Raw genomic sequence first — 23,040 nt, 5'->3', positions numbered from 1 at the left:
GGACATCAGAACCTCGCACGCTTTGCTCGGCCTGTTGTCGTCGCCAATTGAGCGGGGGCAGGTGAGACCGGCTTCAGATAGCGCGCAGAGGCTGCCCTGCGATACTGGTTCCGACGTCGAAGGGAGGGCTCTCCCTATGAGTACGGCAGCGTATTCGCGTCACCGCACCCACAGAATTCCGCGCCCGCACCGTCCGCGTACGGTAGTCCCGCTAGTCGCCCAGTGCGTCATCTGGGCAGGCGCCGCCGGTGTCCTCGGCCTCTGGTGGAGCGACAACTCGTCGGTGGTGGGAGCAGCGGGCTGGCTGACCGGCGCGGGCCGGATCACCGGGTTGCTCGCCGGGTACGGATGCGCGGTCCTGGTGGCGCTGATGGCCCGTGCACCGGTCCTGGACCACAGCATCGGCACCGACCGGCTGGCGCAATGGCATGCGATGGGTGGTCGTTACACGATCTCGCTGGTCGTGGCCCATGTCCTGCTGATCATCTGGGGGTATTCCCTCACCTCGCACATCGGTGTCGTCAGTCAGACGACTAATCTCGTCCTGCACTATCCGGACATGCTCAAGGCCACGGTCGCCTTCTTCCTGTTGGTGGGCACCGCTTTCGTCTCGGCGCGGGCCGTGCGCCGCAGGATGGGCTACGAGACGTGGCACTACCTGCATTTCGCCACCTATGTGGCTGTCTTCCTTGCCTTCTTCCATCAGCTCAGCAACGGAGCCGACTTCGTCGGCAACCGGCCCGCTCAAGTGGCCTGGTACACGTTGTACATCGGAGTCGCCGTCCTGATCATCTGGTATCGCTTCCTGGTACCGGTGCGGCGGGCCCTGCGGCACCGGATGCGCGTGACCGCCGTCCGTCATGAGGCGCCGGGTGTCGTCTCCGTGCTTCTGACCGGCGACCACCTGGATGAGTTGGGCGCCCTGCCCGGACAGTTCTTCCGCTGGCGATTTCTGGCCCCCGGGCTCTGGTGGACGGCCAATCCGTACTCTCTGTCCGCGCCGGCCCTCAGCCACGAACTGCGGATCACGGTGAAGACCGCGGGAGGGCACAGCGCGGCTCTTGCCAGCCTGCGGCCCGGGACCCGGGTATGGGCCGAAGGTCCCTACGGCGCGTTCACCGCGGGCCGGCGCAGAGCCGGCCAGGTGCTGTTGCTGGCGGGCGGCGTCGGGATCACTCCGCTGCGCGCCCTGTTCGAGACGCTCCCCGGCGAAGTGACCTTGATCTACCGTGCCCGCAGGCCCGAAGACCTCGCGCTGCGCACCGAACTGGACGCGATAGCCGATGCCCGTGATGCCGTCGTCCACTACATCGTCAGTGAACCCGGGAAGCCTTCGGACCCGCTGACTTCCCATGCGCTGACCGCCTTGGTGCCGGATCTCGCGGCACACGAGGTGTACCTGTGCGGCCCGCCCGGTATGACCGATGCGGCCAAGGAAGCCCTTCGCAGCGCCGGGGTACCGCGCCGCCACATCCATCACGAGTCGTTCGAGTTCTGAGGAGGGCATCGTGCGCAGAGCAATCGCCGCAGCCGCGTCGACCGGTGCGCTAATTGTGGTGCTGCTTGCTGTGAAGCCGCACCACAGCGCCGAACCGATCGCCGTGCCACCACCGACCGGGACCGTCCCGGCACCGACACAGACCGTGTCTCCGGGGACCGGGACGTCGGCTGCCCGCACCTACACCGGCACTCCCGCGGACACCAAGTACGGCCCCGTGCAGGTGTCCGCCACCGTGAAGGCCGGAAAGCTGACCGACATCAAAGTGCTTCACATGCCGTCCGAGGACAGCCGCAGCCGCGAGATCTCCGCGGGCGCCGTGCCGAAACTGACGAAGGAGGCGCTCACCGCCCACAGCGCCCACATCCAGTCGGTTTCCGGTGCCAGCTACACCAGCCAGGGCTACATGCAGTCCCTGCAGAGCGCACTGGACCAGGCCCATGGCTGAGTCCGGGCACGGCCTGCACCATGTCGAGCACGTGATGGGCACGGTCTTCTCCTTCGACATCCGCGACACCCGGACGCCCGCCATCGAAACGGCGCTGGGCGAGGCGGTGGGGTGGTTGCACCATGTCGACGAGGTGTACTCCACCTACCGGCCGGACAGCGCCGTGAGCCGGATTTCACGAGGCGAACTCTCACCGGCCAAGTGCTCCGCAGAGGTGCGCGGGGTGCTCGACCTGTGCATGAGTGCCGCACGGAACAGCTCCGGCTGGTTCAGCCATTTCGCGGGCGGCTCTCTCGACCCGTCCGGACTGGTCAAGGGATGGTCGATCGAGCACGCCTCACAGCTCCTCCACGAGGCGGGCGCGCACCACACCTGTGTCAACGGCGGCGGCGATCTGCAACTGCGAGGCGAAGCGGCTCGGGGGGCTCCCTGGCGCATCGGCATCGCCCACCCACTGCGTCACGGTGAACTCTGCACGATCGTCACCGGTGGTGACCTGGCCATCGCGACTTCCGGTACCGCGGAACGCGGCTCGCACATCATCAACCCGCACGAAGGCAGAACAGCGGACGGGTCGGCATCCGTCACGGTGATCGGGGCCGGGCTCACGATGACCGATGCGTATGCGACCGCAGCCTTCGCCATGGGGCCGACGGCGCGGAGCTGGCTGGAATCCCTGGACGGCTACGAAGGGTTCGGGGTCGAGCGGGACGGCCGCACCTGGCGTACACGAGGATTCCCCGGCGAGGCGCCGTAGAACGTCTCGCCGGCACGACGCAGGAACGAACCCGTACGCCTGCCGTGCCGTGCCGTGCCGGAAATCTATAGGGCCGAAGTTCCGATCGCCTTCATCGGCCAGGTACTGCGTCGTTCTTCTGACCGGTCCATACCGCCGCTTCGGCTCCAGCTCCGGTGCAGGAAACGAAGACAACGACCCCATCGTCCACGAGGCCATCGCGGGCGAGGCTTACCCCACGCGACGAGCGGGATCCGCAGGACAATGATGATCACGGCGATGATCGGCCGAAGGTAGCTGTCCACATCGAGGAGGGAAGAACCCAGCGCGGCCCCCGGCGACTACCACAGTTGACTCCACCCTCTCCCTTTACTGAGCGATGACTCCCTGATACGGGAGGGGAACAATCGACGGCAACAGCCGTGCCTCGTACAGTCGTTACCGATCGCGTCGGGGCGAAGGCACTGTCCGGAGTCGCGGACAGGTCCGGCGTCAGGCCCCGGCCGAGCCCGGCGGCCTGCTCAGCGTCCGCACCGACTGATCGCCACCCCATGCACGGCGTCCCGGGCCGTCGCTGCGACCGAAGAACGCTTCTCGCGTTCCGCGAACCGACCATTGCACAACTCGAACGAGGGATGACTCATGAAGACAACCCCTGTCCGGCGTCTGACGCAGGCCGGCGTGATCACCGTCTGCGTCGCCGCTCTCGCGGCGTGCGGGACCTCATCGCGCTCCTACAACGTCTCGGGAGCTCCGGGTGGCGACAGCGCGGCCTGCTCCCGTCTGATGGACAAGGCGCCGCAGAGAGTGGGGGGCCACGGGCGCGAGGACTCCGGCCCGAAGGGCACGGCCGTGTGGGGTGACGGCGACGTGATCCTGCGGTGCGGGAACATCTCGGACGTCCCCGAGTCGGCTCCCTGCACGTCGGTGGACGGCGTCGACTGGGTCGTGAACGAGAAGAAGAGCCAGGACGGGAAGAAGACGGTGCTCTCCTACGGGAGCGCTCCCACCGCCGAGATCGCGGTGTCGGAACGGGTGAAGGACAAGGACGCCGTCGTCCGCGAACTGTCCGCAGCAGTGTCGGGGCTGGCGAAACAGAAGGCGTGCACGGAGCGGGGCTGACGTGTACGGCCATATCGCCCGTCGCCAGGGACTCCGGCTCGTCCTGGCACTGACGAGGGTAGGGCCGTACGGAGACACCCAATCATCGTGTGCAGTACGCCGCTGCAACACCTACCGGACACTTGCCACGGATGTCCTGCGGTCAGCAAAGTTGTCCAGACAAGTTTCCCGTTCACCAGGAGTGCAGCATGCCACCTTCCCGCTTCCGATCTGCACTGACGGCTGGGGCCTGCGCCGTTGTTCTCGCCGTGGTGGGCGCACCCGTCTCGTCCGCCGCGCCGGTCGGCGGGGCCCCGTCGGCCGTGAGTGCGTCCACTCTCACCCTGGTCACCCAGCAGCCCCAGGTCGGTCAGAAACTCAGCTTCGGCTACACCACGGACGCGCCCGGCGCCACGAACTGGATCGGCATCTATCCCGCGAACCGCAAGCCCGGCGACGGGGCTGCGCTGGTCTGGGTCTACGTCCCGAACGCGACCGGCACCGTGGACCTGGACACCTCCGGCCTGCCCGCCGGCTCCTACTCCGCGTGGCTGCTGGCCAACGACGGGTACCAGGCGCTCGCCGCGCCGGTGAACTTCGACATGGCCCCCCGCCCCGCGCGCCACGCCACCGTCCAGGGCACCGTCTTCGACGACAAGAACGGCAACGGCACCCAGGGCAAGGGCGAGCACGGGCTGGCCGGGGTGTCCGTCTCGGACGGCGCGGTCATCGTCCGTACCGACCGGAACGGCCACTACACGTTCTCCGCCGACCTCAACCAGTGGAACCACACGATCGTCAACATCACCATGCCGCGCGGCTATTCGGCCGCCCTCGGCAGCAACCGGGTCCAGCGCTTCTACTACGACCTCGGTTCGCCCGAGGACGGCGCCACCGTCACCCAGAACTTCGATCTGCGGCGCGACAAGGGCAGCGAGCGGCCCGACTTCACCTTCACCCAGATCACCGACACCCACCTGACCAGCCCCGACGGTCCGGAATCACCCGCGGAGGGCGACGGGGTCACCCCGGGCAAGCTCGCCAAGCAGCTGGACGACATGGCCGCACTCCCGACCCGGCCGGCCTTCGTCCTGGCCACCGGGGACCTCAGCGGCGACGGTGCGTCCTCCCACTGGCAGGCATGGCTCAAGGGCACCGCGAACTCCAAGCTGCCGATCTGGCCGGTGACGGGCAACCACGACCACGGCGGCGGGGACACCGACGGCGTCGGCAACTACCGTTCGCTGCTCGGGCCTTCCTGGTACTCCTTCGACTACGGCAACACCCACTTCATCCAGCTGGAGAACAACGGCGGCCTCGGCGATCCGGTACAGATGGCCTGGTTGAAGCAGGACCTGGCGCTCAACGGCAAGAACGCCAACGGCAGCAAGAAGCAGATCGTGGTCAGTTCCCACGAGCCGCTGGACACCCCCGACACCGGCGGCTCCGCCGGACAGATCGACGCCCTGCTCGGACTCCTCAAGGGGTACGACGTCAAGGCGTTCTTCAACGGCCACATGCACACCAACTTCACCGATCCTCACCTGCTGGACGGCGCGGTGGAGTACAACACGGCCTCGGCGACCTACAACGACGACCACTCCCCCATCGGCTTCCGCGAGATCGCGATGCGCCACGCCGAACTGACCGCCGAATTCCGGATGTTCAACCAGGAACACACGATCGCGGCCACCTCGCCCGCGCCCGGCTCCCAGGTCGGCCAGGGCCGTACCGAGTTCCAGGTGGACGCCTACCACACTTCCAGCCATGTGGTGCGGGTCGAGGTCCGGGTCGACGGCCAGAAGGGCCAGAAGCTGGGCCGGACCGGCAAGTTCTCGTGGTCGGCGCCGTGGGACACCCGCCGGCTGAAGCCCGGCGCACACACCGCCGCGGTCACCGCGTTCGACGACGCGGGCAGGAGCTGGTCGACCACGAGCCGCTTCACCGTCGTGCCGAAGGCCGAACCGGTGCGCGCGGGCGCGGACGTGCCCGAGTTCCACGGGGACGCCCTGCACACCGGAGTACAGCCCGGGAACCTGGGCTCCGGAAACCTCACCAACGCCTGGACCCACCGCAGCGGCGCCACCATCGGCATGTCCTCCCCGGTGGTCGCGAACGGAATCGCGTACATCGGCACCTGGGACACCGACGGGGCCAAGGGCAACGGCGTGGACGCCGTCGACCTCGCCACCGGCCGGACGAAGTGGCACTTCGCCACGGACAGCCTCGTCCAGTCCACGCCCGTGGTGCACGACGGGACCGTCTACCTCACCGAGATGCGTGGCACCCTGACCGCGGTGGACGCGGCGACCGGCGCGGTGAAGTGGCGCCACGCCCTCCCCGGTTCCTCGACGACCGGCGCCTACGACGGTTACGGCTACGGCGGCGCGACCGTCTCCGGCTCCACCGTCTACTACTTCGGCTACACCACCACCGGCAGCCACCTCGTCGCCCTGGACACCGCGACCGGTAAGCAGCTGTGGGACTCCCCGGTGGACAGCGGCTGGTGGAACAGCAGCACCCCCACCGTGGTCGGCGGCAAGGTCTACGTCCACGACAGCCGCGGTGGCCTGCGTATCTACGAGGCCGCCACCGGTGAGCAGCTCGTCTCGGCCGGAGGCGTCGGCGGCGTCCACCACTCCACTCCCGTGGTGGCCGACGGGCAGGTGTTCACCACCGACATGAGCAACACCCTCCTGGCCCGGGACGCCTCCACCGGCAAGGAACTGTGGCACTACCAGAGCGACGGGGTATCCAAGGACGACGCCGCGCAGCCCGGTGGCTCGGCGGCCGTTGACGGGCACACCGTCTACGCCGGCTTCACCAACGGCCGGGTGGCCGCCTTCGACACCAGCACCGGCACCAAGCTCTGGGAGTTCCAGAGCGGCAGGGCCTTCGTCGGCTCGCCGACCATCAGCGGTGGGACGTTGTGGATCGGTGGCACCGACGGCCACCTGTACGGGCTGGACAAGGCCACCGGCGCCAAGCTCCAGGACCTGAACGTCGGCGCGCCCATCCTGTCGACCCCGACCGTCACCGGTAACACGCTGCTGACCGGCGCCTGGGACGGCAACCTCTACGCCTTCACCGCGCGCGGCTGACACCCCCGCCGGAGTGGCGGCCCGAGCCGACCGGGGCAGCGGCCCGCGTCGGACGGGCCGCTACCCCGGCGAACTGTTGCCGCAGGCATAGCAGATGTACCAGCCGTCTTGGTTCCTCGTCATCCGGGCTCCGCACTTGGCACAGGTCATGTACCTATCTTCGGCGGTGGAGCGCGCCAGAAGTCGAAGTCGGGCAGGCCGAGTTGTACGGCGCATATCCGACAGTCTCATCCCACGGTCTCAGGCGGCCCCGTTGCGGGCGGCGGTCCGCGACAGCCGGACGCCGACCGCGACGGTCGCGGCGACCACCAGCCCGGCCAGCGGGACGGCCCGGTGCCCGGCGAAGCCGGCGGCCAGCACCAGGGGCACGCTGACGGGCAGGACCAGGCGCTGGGCGGTGCCCTGCTTGAAGTGGCGGGTGTGCAGCAGGGACACGGTGAGCAGGAAGAGCGCGGTGGGGACGGTGACGGCCATCGAGGCCGCGAGCGTCGAGAGGTGGGCGTGGTGCGTCACCTGTTCCACCGCGACCTCGATGCCGGAGCCGATCGCGGCGGCGGAGGCGAAGACCAGGTAGTGGCCGTAACCCCACAGGAACGCCTGCCGGTTGGAGACCAGGTACTCGTGGATCGGGACGGCGAAGTAGATCCAGTAGGCGCCGAAGACGATGAGCAGCCCGCCCGCCGCGATGGGCAGGAGCTCGCCGAGCGCGGCTGACGCGTCGACCGCCGACTGCACGGCCACGGTCGCGGCGGCGATCGTCTCGCCGAGCATGATGATGGTGAAGAGGCCGTAGCGTTCGGCGATGTGGTGCGGGTGCCAGCTCGTACGGTGGTGGCGTTCGGCGAAGACCGGCACTGCCAGGTCGGCGACCGCCATGGGGACGAAGCCCCATTCCCAGGCCTCGTGGGGCAGCAACAGCAGCACGACCCAGCCGATCTGGACGACCAGCAGTCCTGCCGCGTAGCGCAGCGCCGTGGTCCTGGCCGGCCCGGTCTCCCCGTGTGCGGCCCTGAGCCACTGGAACGTGAGCGCGAGGCGCATGATCAGGTAGCCGACGATCGCTACCGTGAAGTCGGCGTCGTCGAAGGCGCGCGGGACTCCGGCGGCCAGGACGAGGACGCCGGAGATCTGGACGAGGGTGGCGATCCGGTAGAGGACGTCGTCGCTGTCGTAGGCGGAGGCGAACCAGGAGAAGTTCACCCAGGCCCACCAGATCGCGAAGAACACCAGCAGATAGCCGGTGATCCCGTGGACCGGTTCGCCTCCGGCCACGGCGTGTACCAGTCGCGACCCCGCCTGGGAGACGGCGACGACGAAGCACAGGTCGAAGAAGAGTTCCAGCGGGGTGGAGGCGCGGTGCGCCTCGTCGCGGTCGCGGGCCCGCAGCCGGATGCCCGGCAGAACGGCCCGGCCCTGTCCCGCGGCTCCCGCGGACGTTTCCTCGCTCATCAGCGCGCCGATCCTCCGCCCGCACCCGGCCAGTTCCTCATCGCTTCACACAATGGCGCAGATCGTGCGGGGCCGCGCCCTCGCCACGGGTGACGTCCCCGAAACGTCCGACGCCGAGGCGGGCGCCAGGCGAGGCGGGCGCCAGGAGGTGGGCGTCAGACAGCGCGGTACATGCCCACGGACTCCGGTGCCGTCTCCCTGAACCCGAACTTCTCGTAGAGGTGCCGGGCGTCGCCGTCGGCGATGAGGGACACGTAGGCACTGGCCGGTGCGCGGCGGCCGAGTTCCCCGGTCAGTTCGTTCATGATCCGCTTGCCGAGGCCACGGCCCTGGTGCGCGGGGGTGACGCAGATGTCGACGATCTGGAAGAAGCAGCCGCCGTCACCGATGACGCGCCCCATGCCGACGGGCTCGTCACCGTCCATGATCACCACGCTGTGCCAGCTGTTCGGCAGTCCGGCCTCGGCGGCCTCGGCCGTCTTCGCGCTCAGACCGGCCACGGACCGCAAGTGGCGGTAGGTCTCGACGGACGGCACTCCGACTCGGATCACGTAAGGGTCAACAGCAGGATTCATGGCCTACATGTTACGTGACTGCCGGGCCGGGGTGCCGTCCAGCTCGAACGGGAGCGTCCGTGTCGGGACGGGTCAGCTCGCGGTCGTCTGCTGACCGGTGGCGCTGGTCTTCAGCCACTCCGCCCAGGAGAGGTTGAACGAGGCATAGCCGTTGTCCGCGGCGGCCTTGCCTCGGGGGGAACCCGTGATGGTGATCGGGTCGCCCTGCTTGACGAAGTCGTAGAACCACTTGGAGTCGGCCATCGACAGGTGGACACAGCCGTGCGAGCCGTAGCTGTGGCCCGGGTACGGGTCGCCGGTGGAGTAGTGGACGTAGGTGCCCGACGTGGTGAGGTGGACGTCCCAGGGCAGCGTCAGGTCGTAGAAGTCGGGGCTGCCCTTGGTGCAGCTGATGCCGACGCTGCACGAGGTCATGTGCACCTCACGCTCCTTGTCGATCACCGCCATCGTGCCGGTCCAGGAGGGGAAGCTCGGGCTGCCCGCGTCGATCGGCAGGGACCGTACCAGCTTGCCGTCGCGCATGACCTTCATCGAGTGGCCGGGCACCGACGCGGTGGCCTCGACGTCGTCCCCGATGGTGAACTTGTGCTGGTAGTTGTGGGTGCCGTAACGGCCCGAGCCGTTGCCGACGTCCGTCAGATCGGCGTCCAGCGTCACCTTGGTGCCCGGGTGCCAGTACTTCTCCGGCCGCCAGTCGGCCCGGGTGCTGCTGAACCAGTGCCAGGCCCCCACCACCGGTTCCGACGCGGAGACCTTCAGGTGCTTCTCGATGGTGGCACGGGCCGAGGTGGCCACCGGATTGGTGAAGACCACCGAGATCGGCATGGCCACGCCGACCGTCGCACCGGACTTGGGAGCGATCGTCTCCAGCAGCATGGGCGGCCCCGCGGGGTGCGAAGGCTTCGGGTGCACGCTCGCCGACGGCTTCGAGGCCGCTCCGGAGCCGCTCCCGGAGGCCGACGCCGAGGCGTCTCCCCCACAGGCACTCGTGCCCGCCAGTACCGCGCTGACCAGCAGTGCGATCCCTATGCTGCCCTTGACCCGGCCCATGCCCATGCTCCGCTCACGTCACTTCCCGCTGAATACAACATCACTAGAGACAGGGACACCGGGGAAACGGTTGCAGGGCCTTCGTAAAGCACAGGCCAAGTCTGCCGACGGGTGCGACCGGGCCTCCGGCCAGGGCCGTACCGGCCTCTCCGGAGCTGCTCGGCGAGGGTCGCCCGCAAAGAGTTTCGCTTCGGACCAATACACCTGTCCGGTGACGCTCGTTGGCCCTGATGGCCCGTCGGGGCCGAGCAGACGGCCCGTAGGGGCCGAGCACGCGTAGAGACCGAGCACGCGTGGAGACCAGCACCTGCGTCAGGAGACGGCACGCATGAACAGGAAGTCCGGCAGCCGGAACGGTCGCTTGCCGCTGACCGCCGCGCAGACGGGGATGTGGTTCTCCCAGCAGTTGGACGCGGAGAACACCAACTACCGCGCCGCCGAGTTCGTCGAGATCAGGGGCCCGCTCGACCGGGCTCTGCTGGAGGAGTCACTGCGCCGGGGAGTCGACGAGACGGAGGCGCTCCGGGTCCGCTTCGAGGCCGATGACGAGGGCAACGCCTGGCAGCTGACCGGGGATTCCCCCCGGTGGGAGCTGCCGCTGGTGGATCTGCGCGGCGCCGACGACCCGTGGGCCGCGGCCCGCGCCTGGATGTGGGCGGACATGCGCCTGCCCCTGGATCTCGGGCGGCCACCGCTGTTCACCTTCGCACTGCTCCGGACCTCGGACGAATGCTTCCTGCTGTACATCAGCGTGCACCACATCGCGCTGGACGGGTACGGCTTCTCCCTCTTCATCCAGCGGGTCGCCGAGACCTACACGGCGCTGGAGACGGGCACCCGTCTTCCGGCCCCCGCGTGGGGAACGCTGGCCGAACTGCTGGCCGACGAGGCCGCGTACCACGGGTCGGAGCGGTTCGCCGAGGACCGGGAGTACTGGGCGGCGCAGTTGGCCGGCCATCCCGTCGGCCCGGACGCCGCCGACCGGCTGAAGTCCGTCCCGCACCGTTTCGTCCGGAAGACCGGCCATGTCGGCCCGGTCGCGGCCACCGGTCTGCGCGCCCTGGCCCGGCAGGCCAGAACGGGTCTGCCGTCGGTGGCGATGGCCGCGCTGTCGCTGTACGTGCACCGGCTCAGCGGCCGGGACGCGGTGACGCTGGACCTCACGGTGACCGGCCGTGCCGGTGCGGTGGCGCGCGGGGTGCCGATCATGCTGGCCAATGTGCTGCCCCTGACGGTGCGACTGGATTCCGGCACGACCGTGACCGATCTCGTACGGCACACCGCGCGGCAGGCGCGGGGGCTGTTGCGGCACCAGCGCTATCCGGCGCCGTACCTCGTCAAGGACCTGGGCGGTGTCCCCGCCACCGGGTATCTGGGCGACTGGGGCATCAACATCATGGGATTCGACCCCCGGTTGACCTTCGGGCAGCTCCCGGCCGTCCTGCACAACCTCTCCAACGGCCCCGTCACCGGTCTCGGAGTGAACGTCTACGACCGGCCGTCGGACGGGTCGCTGCGGATCGACTTCAACGCCGACCCCGCGAAGTACAGCGCCGAGGTCACCGCCGCGCACCACCGCCGCTTCCTGGAGCTCCTCGACACGCTCGCCACGGTCGGGCCGGACCGGCCGGTCGCCGAACTGGAACTGCTGACGGCCGCGGAGCGGCACACCGTGGTGACGGCCTGGAACGACACGGCGCGGCCCGTGCCGGCGACGACGCTGCCCGAGCTGTTCGAGGAACAGGCCCGCAGGGCGCCGGAGTCCATCGCCCTGGTGTGCGGGAAGACCGTGCTCTCGTACGGTGAACTCAACGCCCGCGCCAACCGGCTGGCCCGGCTGCTCATCGCGCGCGGTGCCGGTCCGGGGACGTTCGTGGCGCTCGCGCTGGAGCGCACCGCCGACTACCCGGTGGCGCTGCTCGCCGTACTGAAGTCGGGTGCGGCCTGTGTGCCGGTGGACCCCGAGCATCCGGCGGACCGGATCCGGTATCTGCTCGACGACACGGATCCGCTCTGTGTCATCAGCACCGTCGGGGGCGCGCCCGGACTGCCGTCCGCCGTACCGGTCCTGCGGCTCGACGCCCTGGACACCGTCCGGGACCTGGAGGGGCGGCCCGACACCGATCCGGCCGACCGTGACCGTACGGCGCCGCTGCTGCCGCACCACGCGGCGTACGTCAGTTACACCTCGGGGACCACCGGCCTGCCGAAGGGTGTCGTCGTCGAGCACCGCGCTCTCACCAACCTCTGCTTCGACCACCACCGTGAACTGATCGCGCCCGCCGCCCGGTCGGCGGGCCGTCCGCTGCGGTCCGCGCTGACCGCGACCTTCACCTTCGACACCGCGTGGGAGGGTCCGCTCTTCCTGGCCGCGGGCCAGCAACTGCACGTGATCGACGACTCCGTACGGCTCGATCCCGGGGCCCTGGTCGACTACATCGCCGAGCACGGGATCGACTTCCTCGACGTCACGCCCTCGTACCTGCACCAGCTGATCGCGGCCGGGCTGTTCACCGGTGACCGGCACCGCCCCAGGCTGCTGATGGTCGGCGGTGAGCCGCTGGACGCCGCGCTCTGGCGGACGCTGCGCGACTGCCCCGGCACCACCTCGTACAACTACTACGGGCCGACCGAGTGCACCGTCGACGCGGTGTACTGCCGGCTCGACGAGGAGGGCGGCACGCCGGTCATCGGGCGCCCCGGCCACAATGTGCGCGCCCATGTGCTGGACGCGTCGCTGCGCCCGGTGCCGCCGGGGGTGCCCGGCGAACTCCACCTGGCCGGTGCCCAGGTGGCACGTGGCTATCTCAACGCGCCGGAACTCACGGCCGAGCGTTTCGTCGCAGACCCGTTCGGTGCGCCGGGCGACCGGATGTACCGCACCGGTGACCAGGTGCGGTGGACCGACCGGGGTGCGCTGGAGTACCTCGGGCGGTGCGACGACCAGGTCGAGCTCCGGGGCCTGCGGATCGAGCCGGGTGAGATCGAGACGGTGCTCGCCCGGCACCCGGGGGTGGCCCGTGCGGCGGTCGCGGTACGGGAAACCCCGTCGGGTGAACGGGTCCTGACCGCGTACGTGGTGCCCGCGGCGCGCCCCGCGCCCGGAGCCCTGCCGTCCCAGCGGGCCGCCGCCGGCGAGGGGGTGGACGCCGCCTCGCTGCGCGCCTGGGCGACCGCGCGGCTGCCCGGCTACATGGTCCCCTCGGCCTATCTCACGCTCGGCACGCTCCCGTTGACGGCCCACGGCAAGCTGGACCGGGCCGCGCTCCCCGCGCCGGAAGCGGCGGCGGACCGGGTAGGCAGGCCCGCCCGCAGCGCGCGGGAGAAGGCGCTCTGCGCGCTCTTCACCGAGGTGCTCGGTGTCGTGGACATCAGCATCGACGACGACTTCTTCGCGCTGGGCGGCTATTCGTTGCCGGCTGCCCGGCTCATCGGCCGCATCCGGTCGTCGCTGGGCACCGCGCTGTCCATCGGCGCGGTCTTCGAGGCGCCGACCGTGGCCGGGCTGGCCCGGCTGCTCGACGAGGGCAGCGCGCAGGACCCGTTCGCGATGCTGCTGCCGCTGCGCACCGACGGTTCCCGGCCGCCGCTGTTCTGCGTCCATCCGGCCGGGGGGCTGAGCTGGTGCTACGCGGGGATGCCCCGTCATCTGGCGGACGACCTCCCGGTGTACGGGCTCCAGGCGCGCGGCCTCTCGGGGCCGGGCAGGCTGCCCGCGACCTTCGAGGAGATGGTCGCCGAGTACGTGACGCACATCCGCTCCGTGCAGCCGTCGGGGCCCTACCACCTGCTGGGCTGGTCCCTGGGCGGTGCCCTGTCGCACGCCATCGCGGTACGGCTCCAGGAGCGGGGCGAGCGGGTGGCCCTGCTGGCCATGCTGGACTCCCGTCCCATCGACCCGCGGAGCCGGCTCCGTTCGCTGCCCGACGACCGTGCGGCCCTGGCGCTCCTGCTCGAAGCCGCCGGGCACACCCCGCCGGGACCGGGTCTCTCGGCGCTGACCGCCACCGAGGTCGCGGCGATCCTCAGCAGCGACGGCGGCAACGGCCCGCTGTCCGCCTCCCTGGCGGAGTACCGGGGGCTCGGGAAACACCAGGGCCTCGCGGAGCACCATGTGGCCGCGATGACCTCCGTCCTCACCAACTCGGTCCGGCTCCAGCCGACGTTCGTCGAGGGCGTCTTCGACGGGGATCTGCTGTACTTCCACGCGACCCAGGGGAAGTCGGCGCAGGCCCTGGACGGTGAGGCCTGGCGGCCCTGGGTGACGGGACGCATCGAGTCCCACGACATCGCGTGCACCCACCACGCCATGACACAGGCGGCACCACTGGCCCGGATCGGGCAGTCGGTCTCCCGGCATCTCGACGGAGCCGGCGCGCACTCGGTCTGACGGACGGCTCCGCGGGAGCGGAGCCCCGGAAGAGACATCACCACCACGGAACGGGACACACGCAGAGGTATGAGCACGCCGGAGAGAGAACCATTCGAGGACGAGCACGTGGGCACCAGATACCGCGCGGAGGTGGAGGCGGCGTACCGGAAGCTGGAGGCGGCCACCGCCGGGCCGGACGGGCGGACACCGTTCTCCCGCGGTGCGCTGACCGGTTACCGCTGGGCCCTGGGCCGGGCGGACGCCGCCCCGGTCACGGGCGGTACGGACGCGGGTGCGCCGGACCTGGGGCTGCTGACCGCCGAAGTGGACGCGGTGGCCGTGCAGTTGGAGGACACGGCGCAGCGCGATGTGCCGGACGACCACGCCCGCGGGGTGTACGAGGCCCTGGCCTGGATCTGCGGCCAGAGCGACCTGCGGCCCTGACCGGCGGCCGTGACCGGCGGCCCGGTGGAGGTCACGTCGTGCCCCGGGCGCCGTCGGCGCGGCCCGCCAGTGCGGCGATCTGTGCCCGGGAGGAGAACCCGAGCTTCGCGAGGATGTGCTCGACGTGGGCGTCGGCGGTGCGTTTGGAGATCACCAGGCGCTCCGAGATCTCGCGGTTGGTCAGCCCCTGCGAGACCAGTGCCGCCACCTGCCGCTCCCGGCGGGTCAGGACGTCACCGGGCGTCGAGTCGGCCGGGCCCGTCAGGGCCGGGGTCGGGGTGTCGGCGTCGGCGAGCGCCAGCTCCACGGCCCGGTCCAGCGGGAGTTCCGCGCCCTGCGCGAAGAGCGCGGCGAACTCCCCGTCGCCCAGCGCGGAGCGGACGGCGCACTCCACCCGGGTGTGGTCGTCGAGGTACACCGCGGCCCCCACCATCGGGGACCCGACCTTGCGCCACAGCGCTCCGGCCGCACCCAGCAGCCAGGCCGCCCTGCTGGAACTCCCGAGTTCCGCGGCGCCCCAGGCCAGCAGTTCCAGGCTGTTCGCCGCACCGAACATCTCGCTGACCTCGCGGCTGCTCCGCAGGCCCGACCTGGCCAGCGAGACGCACTCCACCGGCTCGCCGCGCGCCCAGGCCGCCATCGCCTCGACGACCAGGATCTGTCCCTTGATGATGCATTCGCCGCTCTCGTCACCGAGCAGCACCAGTGCCCTCTCGCACTCCTCGACCGCGGAGACCGAGTCACGGAGCACGGCGTGCATGTAGCCCTTCTGGTAGTGGAAGACGACCAGTCCGAGGCGGTCGTTCAGCCGGTGCTGGCGGGCCAGCGCGTCGTCCATCAGCTGCTGTCCGCTCTCGGGGTCGCCGAGCAGCCAGCGGACCCCGCCCACATAGCCGGTGGCCAGGGCGAGTTCGAGGTCGGAACCGGCTTCCACGGCCACCTGCCGGGCCTCCTCGAAGCCCTCCAGGGCCGGTTCGAGATCGCCCTGCACCAGCGCGAGGAGACTGCGCCACAGCATCGCCAGGGCCCGCTCCCGGCAGGGGGACGGATCTGCGTCGATGCCTCGGCCCAGCCAGTACCGGCCTTCCTTGGAGAGCCCGGCCGTCACCCAGAACGGCCACAGCCTGGCGGCCATCTCCAGACCGGGCCGGACGCCGTCGGGGCGGGCCAGCGAGTAGTCGAGCGCGCTCCGCAGATCGGCCAGATCCCGGTACAACTGCCAGTACAACGGCACCTGTTCGGACGTGAGGACCGTCTGGTAGAAGTGCTGGACGCGGGCCAGGTAGTGGTCACGGTGCCGTTGGCGGCAGCGTTCCTGCTCGTCGCCGCCCAGCGTGCCGCAGTGGTCCGCTCCGTACTCCCTGATGGTGTCGAGCAGCCGGTACCGGGAGCCGTCCGCGCTGTCCCGCAGCACCACCGACTTGTCGACCAGGCCGATGAGGTGCTCCAGGATCTCGTCGCGCGGCAGGCCCTCGCCCGAGCAGACCTCCTCGACAGCGGTGAGATCGAACGGCCCGGCGAACACCGAGAGCCGCGCCCAGAGCAGCCGTTCCTCGGCCGAGCACAGGTCGTGGCTCCAGTCGATCGCGGTGCGCAGGGTCTGGTGCCGGGGCAGAGCGGCACTGCGGCGTCCGCCGGTGAGCACCCGGAAGCGGTGTTCGAGGCGGGCGGTCAACTGGTCGAGAGGGATGGCCCTGAGCCGTACCGTGGCCAGCTCGATGGCCAGCGGTATGCCGTCCAGCCTGCGGCACAGCGCCAGGACGTGGTGGCGGTTGGCAGCGGTGACCCGGAAGCCGGGGACGACGGCCGCCGCGCGCTGTTCGAAGAGCGTCGTCGCGTCGTCGTACCCCAGCGGCTGTACGGGCAGGGTGTGCTCACCGGGGACGTCCAGGGGTTGCCGGCTGGTGGCGAACACGGTCACTCCGGGCGCCTCGCGCAGCAGCAGGTCGGCGAGGAACGCGCAGGCGTCCAGGTGGTGTTCACAGGTGTCGAGGACGAGCAGCAGCCTGCGGTCCTGGAGGTGCTCCATGAGGACGTCCAGCAGGATCCGGCCGCTCTGTTCAGCCAGCCCCAGGGCGCTGGCCAGGGCCTGCGGCAGCAGTTCGGGGTCGTGCAGCGAGGACAGTTCGGCCAGGACGACCCCGTCGGCATACTCCCCCTTGAGAGTGAACGCCGCACGCATCGCCAGCCTGCTCTTGCCCACCCCGCCGGGTCCGACGAGGGTGACCAGCCGTGCCCGGACGAGCAGTTCGCGGACCTGGGCGAGCTCCGCCGTACGACCGACGAAGCCGGTCACCTCCACGGGAAGTTCGCCGGTGCGCCGACTGTAACCGAGTGCCATGCCGCCCCCGCCGCGCTTCCTGAGCGTTCCTGTGTTCACGGCGAACTCCTCCGCGCGCACTGCGCGTGTCTGCCGCGCACCTCAGCGTAAGGGCTGCGCAACGGCTCGTGACACCCGTCGGCGGACATGGCCACCGGACGGGCGACCCCTGTGGCCCCGGGCGCTCATTTTCGTAAGGACGGCGCCAAGCCTTCGCCAAAAGCCGTAACCCCCGGTACCACCTGGTCCGTTACGCCGGGTGGGTCGGCCGCGCGGGATCGGCGTGCGGCGGCGTGCCGGGGCGAGGATGGTGCCCTCGCCCCGGCACGCCGTCGCCGTCCGGGTGGCGGGAAGCTGCCTGGTGGGCGGGGCGGGACGTGCCCGGTCGGGGTGTCCGATTCGTACAAGACCGTCGGCGCGACCGCTGTTTACGGTGAGCGCATGACTCCACGATTCGACGCGATCGGCCTCGTCGTCGCCGACATGGCCGCATCCCTCTCCTTCTACCGGCTCCTCGGCGTGGACATCCCCGCCGACGCCGACACCCGGCCGCACGCCGAGGCGGTGCTGCCCGGCGGGACACGGATCCTCTGGGACACCGAGGAGACCGTCCGGTCCTTCGATCCGGGGTGGCAGCCGCCGCAGTCGGGGGGCCGGGCCGGACTCTGCTTCGGCTGCGACTCGCCCGCCGAGGTCGACACCACGTACGCGGCGCTGGTGGAGGCGGGCCACCGCGGACACCTCGAGCCCTGGGACGCGTTCTGGGGGCAGCGTTACGCGACGCTGTGGGACCCGGACGGCTGCGAGGTGTCGCTGTTCGCCGACGCCACGTAGGCGCTCAGCGGCATCCCCGCCAGGTCGCGCATCTCACGGGCGAGGTGCGCCTGGTCGGTGCAGCCCGCGGTCAGGGCGGCTTCGGCGTACGGCGCTCCGCCCGCGACGAGGGCGAGCGCCCGCTGGAGCCTCAGCACCCGGGCGAGGGTCTTCGGTCCGTAGCCGAAGGCCGTCAGGGACCGCCGGTGCAGCCGGCGTGCGCCGAGGCCGACCGCCTGTGCGGTGGCCGCGACGGAACGGCCCGCGCCGAGGTGCCCGGCGACGGCCCGCAGTACCGGGTCGGGCGGCCCGGTCCGGGCCGCCCGGTGCAGGGCGAGACGTTCCAGGGCGGCGGCCGGGTCGGGGGCCGCGTCGATGCGCTCGGTGAGCCTGCGGGTGTCCGCACCGGGCCACAGGTCGCTCAGCTCGACCCGCCGGTCGCGCAGTTCGTGTGCGGGTACGCCGAGGTACGCGGGCCCGGTTCCGGGTGCGAAACGCACGCCGGCGTACCGCCCGGCGAGCGCCGGATCCGGGGCGTACGCCCGGGTGTCCGGCCCGGCGACCAGCAGCCTGCCCTCGGTCCAGAGCAGGTCGATGCACCCGTCGGGCAGGACCGGATACGTGTCACCGGCCCGCGCGGTGCGCGTCCACATCACGGCCCCGTCCAGCCGGGACGGCCACTGTGTGTACGTCACGACGGCCGCCGCGTGCGCGTCGGGAGGGCCACCGCGTGCACGTTCCGCAGCTCACTCCCCGCCCTTCTTCGAGCGCAGGCGTGAGGTGACGTCCTCGGGCGGCAGGAACCGCGACCAGCGCTCGGGGAATTCGGACGGCATCTCCGACCCGCCGTCCTCGTCGTCGTCCTCGTCGGCGGTGTGGTCCGGGGCGTCCGGGTGGTGCCCGACGCCCGCGCGAGCGTTCTGTTCGGCGCGCAGCCGCTCGTTCGCGGCGCGGGCCGCCGCGGTCGCCACCGAGGGCCAGACCCGGTCGATGGCAGCGTTGACCGCCGCCCCGGCCAGGACGGCGAAGGCCGACACCCCGATCCACAGCAGGACCGCGACGGGGGCGGCGAGCGAGCCGTAGATCGTCGGGCCCTCGACGGTGCTCGTGAGGTAGATCCGCAGCAGGAAGCTCCCCACGAACCACATGGCGAGGGCCACCAGCGCGCCGGGGATGTCCTCGACCCAGGGCGAACGCACCGGTACGGAGACGTGGTAGAGCGTGGTGAGGAAGGCGATCGACAGCAGGATCACCACGGGCCAGTACAGGAACGCCACGAGCTGTTCGCCGCCGGGAACGAACTCGACGACCCGGTCGGGGCCCGCCACCGCCAGCGGCAGCACCACCGCGCCGATCACCAGGGCGACGACGTACAGCAGGATCGAGAGGAGCCGGGTCATCACGATGCCGCGCCGGCCGTCGAGTCCGTACATCACGGTGATGGTGTCGATGAAGACGTTGACCGCCCGCGACCCCGACCACAGCGCGAACGCGAAACCGATCGAGACGATGTCGGGGCGTTTGCCGTGGGTGACGTCCTCCAGGAGCGGTGTCGCGAAGTCGTGGACGCCCCGGTCGGAGAGGATCGTCCGGGAGGCGTGCAGGAGGTTCTGCTCAAGACTGAAGACGGTGTGGGTGTCGGTCCAGCCGTCGACGTAGCCGAGCAGGGCGATCAGACTGAGCAGCAACGGCGGCAGCGAGAGCAGCGTGAAGAACGCCGCCTCCGCGGCGAGTCCCAGAATCCGGTACTCCATGCACGAGTTGACGGTGTCCTTCAGTAGCAACCACGCCATCTTGCGCTTGGAGACATTGCGGTAGAGGGCTCTGGCCCTGTGGAGCAGGCCTGGTTGCCGCTCGCCTGTTTCTTTTGCTGCCTGCACCTCCTTACCGTAGCTCCATGGCAGCGAGCACTCACACAGTGACCAACCAGCCTCCACCCCTGGTGGGACATGACGTCTTCACATCCGACCGGGTCCTGGCCGAAGCGGTGGACCGGCACACCGCACCCGAGCTCATCGACGGGGTGAGGGAGGAACTGACTCTGCTCGGCCGCAGCGCCGGATCGGCGCAGGCCCAGGAGTGGGGATTCCAGGCGAACGAGAATCCACCGCGCCTGCGTACGCACGACCGTTACGGGCACCGGATCGACGAGGTGGAGTTCCATCCGGCCTGGCACCGGCTCCTCGGCAAGGCCGTGTCGGCGGGACTGACGGACGCCTGGGGCAGACCGGCCGGTCATGTGCGGCGCGCGGCCGGGTTCCTGGTGTGGAGCCAGGTCGAGGCGGGGCACGGCTGCCCGGTGTCGATGACCCACGCGGCGGTGCCCGCGCTGCGGGCCGATCCGGCGCTCGCCGCCGAGTGGGAGCCGCGGCTCACCTCGCACCTGTACGAGCAGGAGCTGCGGCCCGCACCGCTCAAACCGGGCGCCCTGTTCGGGATGGGGATGACGGAGAAGCAGGGCGGCAGTGACGTCCGGGCCAACACGACGAGCGCGGTACCGCTCGGCGCGGACGGCGAATACCTGCTCACCGGGCACAAGTGGTTCTGCTCGGCGCCGATGTCCGACGGCTTCCTGGTCCTGGCACAGGCACCGGACGGGCTGACCTGTTTCCTGGTGCCCCGGGTGCTGGCGGACGGGACCCGCAATGTGTTCGCGATCCAGCGGCTCAAGGACAAACTGGGCAACCGGTCCAACGCGTCGAGCGAGGTCGAGTTCGACGGGACCTGGGCGCGCAGGGTCGGCGAGGAGGGCCGCGGGGTGCGCACCATCATCGAGATGGTGGCCGCTACCCGGCTGGACTGCACGATCGGTTCCGCCGCGCTGATGCGGCAGGCCGTGACCCAGGCCGTGCACCATGCCGCGCACCGCAGCGCGTTCGGCGGGGAGCTGATCGACAAGCCGCTGATGCGCAACGTACTGGCCGACATGGCGCTGGAGTCCGAGGCCGCGAGCACACTGGCGATGCGGCTGGCCGCGGCGTACGACAACGACACCGACGAGGAGCGGGCCTTCCTGCGGCTCGCGGTGCCGGCGGCCAAGTACTGGGTGACCAAGCGCGCCACGCCCGTGGTCGCCGAGGCACTCGAATGCCTGGGCGGCAACGGCTACGTCGAGGAGTCGGGGATGCCCCGGCTGCTGCGCGAGTCCCCGCTCAACTCCATCTGGGAGGGCTCGGGCAACGTACAGGCGCTGGACGTTCTGCGGGCCCTGCAACGCGAGCCTTCGGCGCTCAACGCCTTTCTGCAGGAGGTCGGCAAGGCGCGCGGCGGGGATCACCGGCTGGACCGGGCGATGAAGGACCTGCTGGGCGAACTGGCCGATCTGGAGGGGATCGAGGCGCGGGCCCGGCGGGTGGTCGAGCGCATCGCGCTGGTGCTCCAGGGCTCGCTGCTGGTGCGCTGGGCGCCGCCCGAGGTGGCTGACGCGTTCTGCGCGTCGCGGCTGGGCGGTGACTGGGGCAGCGCCTTCGGTACCCTGCCGCACACGCTGGACCTGGCGACGGTCGTCGACCGCGCGAGGGTCGAGGCGTAGGGACACGGATATCAGCCGGGGTTGGTGCTGCGCCGACACGGCACCACCCCGGCTGGTCCGCCCATCCTCGTACGACCGGCCGGGTGCGCGCGAGAGTTGCAGACAGTTGCAGACCTGGAACCGGATGTGTCGAGAGCGGTGCGCGGCAGCCTTCGGGGATGCACGATGGGGCACCCACCGGGGCGGTGTCCGCACCGTCCCGCACCGATTTGCCCCGCTGGACCGATTCGGGAGTACCTCATGAGGACCGGAGCCCCCCGTACGGCTGGTCTGGACGCCCGGCACACCCAGGAGACGGCGCGCGTGCTGCACGGCCTGCGTGAGGCAGCGCTGGCGGGCGGCCGTCCCGAACTCGCCGCGCGTCCGGTCATCGACGCGTCCTGGCAACGGATGTTCCGGGCAGGCATCGACCCGGAGCAGGACACCCGCAGCGTGCTGCTGGACACGGAGGAGTTGGAGCACCGGCGCCGGGCCACCCAGCTCAGCGGCCTGCTGCCGACGCTCAGTCAGGAGCTGGCCCCGGCCGTCGACGCGTCGATGCAGGTCATGGTGGTCACGGACGCCGAGGGCCGGGTGCTGTGGCGCAGCGGCAACCGGGCGACGATGCGCAAGGCCGACCGCATCTGTCTGGCGGAGGGCGCCGCCTGGAGCGAGGGCGCCACCGGCACCAACGCGGTCGGCACGGTGCTGGCGACGGGCCGGGCCGTCCAGGTGCACTCCGCCGAGCACTTCGTCCGTACGCTGCGGAACTGGACCTGCGCCGCCGCGCCGATCCACGATCCGCGTGACGGGCGGCTGATCGGTGTCCTCGATGTCAGTGGGCCCGACTCCACCTTCCATCCGGCCATGCTGGCGCTGGTCGACTCGGTGGCCCGGCTGGCCACGGCGGAACTGCAGAAGCGGCATCTGGTGACGGTCGACCGGCTGCGCTCCGTGGGCTCGCCGATTCTGAGCAGAGTGGGCGGCCGGGCCCTGGTGGTGGACGCGCACGGCTGGCCCGCGGCGGTGACCGGGATGCCGCCGACGGACCGGCTGCCGCTGCCCAAGTCCTTCGCCGCGGGGCGGGTCTGGCTTCCCTCGCTGGGCATGTGCACGGTGGAGCCGCTGCCCGGCGGCTGGCTGATCCGGCTGGACGAGGAGGGTACGGAGCCGGGCGGGGGCACGCCGACGAGCCGGGTCGTCCTCGATCTGAGTGGGCGCCGGCGGTGGTCGGTGACCGTGTCGGGCGCGTCGGGGAGCTGGACGCAGGAGCTGACACCGCGCCACGCGGAACTGCTGTACGTGCTGAGCCTGCACCGCGAGGGGCGCACCGCCGCCGAACTGGCGGACGGTCTGTTCGGCGACGCGACGCGGACGGTGACGGTGCGGGCGGAGATGTCCCGGGTGCGCCGCCGGCTGGCCGAGATCCTCGCGCACCGCCCGTACCGCTTCGCCGAGGGGGTGGAGGTCGAGGTGATCCGCCCGGCGGACCCGACGGATCTGCTGCCGCACTCCACGGCGCCCGCGGTGCGGGGTCCGGGTACACCGCCCTGACGGCTTGCGCCGCGCCCCGCTCGGAATTGTCTCCCTGCCAGACGTGCATTAGGTTAGGGCAGCCTTAC

General features: G+C 70.7%; 16 protein-coding genes. 10 read left to right on the top strand and 6 right to left on the bottom strand.

Features of this window, described 5'->3' with window-relative positions; genetic code table 11:
- The first annotated feature begins 136 nt into the window (after positions 1–136).
- The 5 genes from OG709_RS29365 to OG709_RS29345 all read left to right on the top strand — a co-directional run bounded on the left by OG709_RS29365 (position 137) and on the right by OG709_RS29345 (position 6,884).
- The gene (locus tag OG709_RS29365) at positions 137–1,498 is read left to right on the top strand and encodes a ferredoxin reductase family protein (protein WP_326693760.1); all 1,362 of its coding nucleotides are present in this window, start codon (positions 137–139) and stop codon (positions 1,496–1,498) included.
- A 10-nt stretch (positions 1,499–1,508) separates the two neighbouring features.
- Complete coding sequence (locus OG709_RS29360) at positions 1,509–1,946, top strand: FMN-binding protein (protein WP_266640106.1); 438 nt, start codon at positions 1,509–1,511, stop codon at positions 1,944–1,946.
- Entirely contained in the window at positions 1,939–2,703 is a 765-nt protein-coding gene (locus OG709_RS29355; protein WP_329168204.1) for an FAD:protein FMN transferase, read from the top strand. Before OG709_RS29360 ends, OG709_RS29355 begins: the two co-directional genes overlap by 8 nt.
- A 621-nt stretch (positions 2,704–3,324) precedes the next feature.
- Positions 3,325–3,804, top strand: coding sequence for a DUF3515 family protein (locus tag OG709_RS29350; RefSeq protein ID WP_266640110.1), 480 nt, complete (start codon positions 3,325–3,327; stop codon positions 3,802–3,804).
- Between the two features lie 188 nt (positions 3,805–3,992).
- The gene (locus OG709_RS29345) at positions 3,993–6,884 is read left to right on the top strand and encodes an outer membrane protein assembly factor BamB family protein (RefSeq protein WP_250305825.1); all 2,892 of its coding nucleotides are present in this window, start codon (positions 3,993–3,995) and stop codon (positions 6,882–6,884) included.
- A 240-nt stretch (positions 6,885–7,124) separates the two neighbouring features.
- On the opposite strand, the gene OG709_RS29340 is transcribed toward OG709_RS29345, so the two are convergent.
- The 3 genes from OG709_RS29340 to OG709_RS29330 all read right to left on the bottom strand — a co-directional run bounded on the left by OG709_RS29340 (position 7,125) and on the right by OG709_RS29330 (position 9,958).
- The gene (locus tag OG709_RS29340; RefSeq protein ID WP_329168200.1) at positions 7,125–8,333 is read right to left on the bottom strand and encodes a low temperature requirement protein A; all 1,209 of its coding nucleotides are present in this window, start codon (positions 8,331–8,333) and stop codon (positions 7,125–7,127) included.
- Positions 8,334–8,488: 155 nt separating this feature from the next.
- Positions 8,489–8,908, bottom strand: coding sequence for a GNAT family N-acetyltransferase (locus OG709_RS29335; protein ID WP_266640115.1), 420 nt, complete (start codon positions 8,906–8,908; stop codon positions 8,489–8,491).
- 72 nt (positions 8,909–8,980) lie between these two features.
- A complete protein-coding gene (locus tag OG709_RS29330; protein WP_250305820.1) occupies positions 8,981–9,958 on the bottom strand; it encodes a L,D-transpeptidase in 978 nt (325 codons plus the stop codon).
- A 328-nt stretch (positions 9,959–10,286) separates the two neighbouring features.
- Between OG709_RS29330 and OG709_RS29325 the strand changes: the two genes are divergently transcribed.
- Together OG709_RS29325 and OG709_RS29320 are read left to right on the top strand one after the other, a co-directional pair.
- Positions 10,287–14,348 (top strand): amino acid adenylation domain-containing protein, encoded by a 4,062-nt coding sequence (locus tag OG709_RS29325; RefSeq protein ID WP_329168197.1) that lies wholly within the window; start codon positions 10,287–10,289, stop codon positions 14,346–14,348.
- Between the two features lie 108 nt (positions 14,349–14,456).
- The gene (locus OG709_RS29320) at positions 14,457–14,774 is read left to right on the top strand and encodes a hypothetical protein (RefSeq protein WP_250305816.1); all 318 of its coding nucleotides are present in this window, start codon (positions 14,457–14,459) and stop codon (positions 14,772–14,774) included.
- A gap of 31 nt (positions 14,775–14,805) precedes the next feature.
- Here the strand turns inward: OG709_RS29320 and OG709_RS29315 are convergent, their stop codons facing one another.
- Positions 14,806–17,154 carry an ATP-binding protein gene (locus OG709_RS29315; protein ID WP_266640121.1) on the bottom strand — a complete coding sequence of 783 codons (2,349 nt, stop codon included), beginning with the start codon at positions 17,152–17,154 and terminating at the stop codon, positions 14,806–14,808.
- A 381-nt stretch (positions 17,155–17,535) separates the two neighbouring features.
- On the opposite strand from OG709_RS29315, the gene OG709_RS29310 reads away from it, so the two are divergent.
- On the top strand, positions 17,536–17,928 hold the full coding sequence (locus tag OG709_RS29310) for a VOC family protein (RefSeq protein WP_329168195.1): 393 nt from the start codon (positions 17,536–17,538) through the stop codon (positions 17,926–17,928).
- Here OG709_RS29310 and OG709_RS29305 read toward each other — a convergent pair.
- Both OG709_RS29305 and OG709_RS29300 read right to left on the bottom strand, forming a co-directional pair.
- Positions 17,868–18,560, bottom strand: coding sequence for an AraC family transcriptional regulator (locus tag OG709_RS29305; protein ID WP_329169229.1), 693 nt, complete (start codon positions 18,558–18,560; stop codon positions 17,868–17,870). The genes OG709_RS29310 and OG709_RS29305 overlap by 61 nt on opposite strands.
- A 93-nt stretch (positions 18,561–18,653) precedes the next feature.
- A complete protein-coding gene (locus OG709_RS29300; RefSeq protein WP_266640124.1) occupies positions 18,654–19,787 on the bottom strand; it encodes a YihY/virulence factor BrkB family protein in 1,134 nt (377 codons plus the stop codon).
- Positions 19,788–19,804: 17 nt separating this feature from the next.
- On the opposite strand from OG709_RS29300, the gene OG709_RS29295 reads away from it, so the two are divergent.
- Positions 19,805–21,439 carry an acyl-CoA dehydrogenase family protein gene (locus OG709_RS29295; protein WP_329168193.1) on the top strand — a complete coding sequence of 545 codons (1,635 nt, stop codon included), beginning with the start codon at positions 19,805–19,807 and terminating at the stop codon, positions 21,437–21,439.
- 240 nt (positions 21,440–21,679) lie between these two features.
- Positions 21,680–22,972, top strand: a complete 1,293-nt coding sequence (locus OG709_RS29290) for a helix-turn-helix domain-containing protein (protein WP_329168192.1) — start codon at positions 21,680–21,682, stop codon at positions 22,970–22,972.
- Positions 22,973–23,040: the final 68 nt, after the last annotated feature.

The sequence above is a fragment of the Streptomyces sp. NBC_01267 genome (assembly GCF_036241575.1).
GTDB lineage: Bacteria > Actinomycetota > Actinomycetes > Streptomycetales > Streptomycetaceae > Streptomyces.
This window is presented reverse-complemented; position numbering and strand designations above follow the sequence as displayed.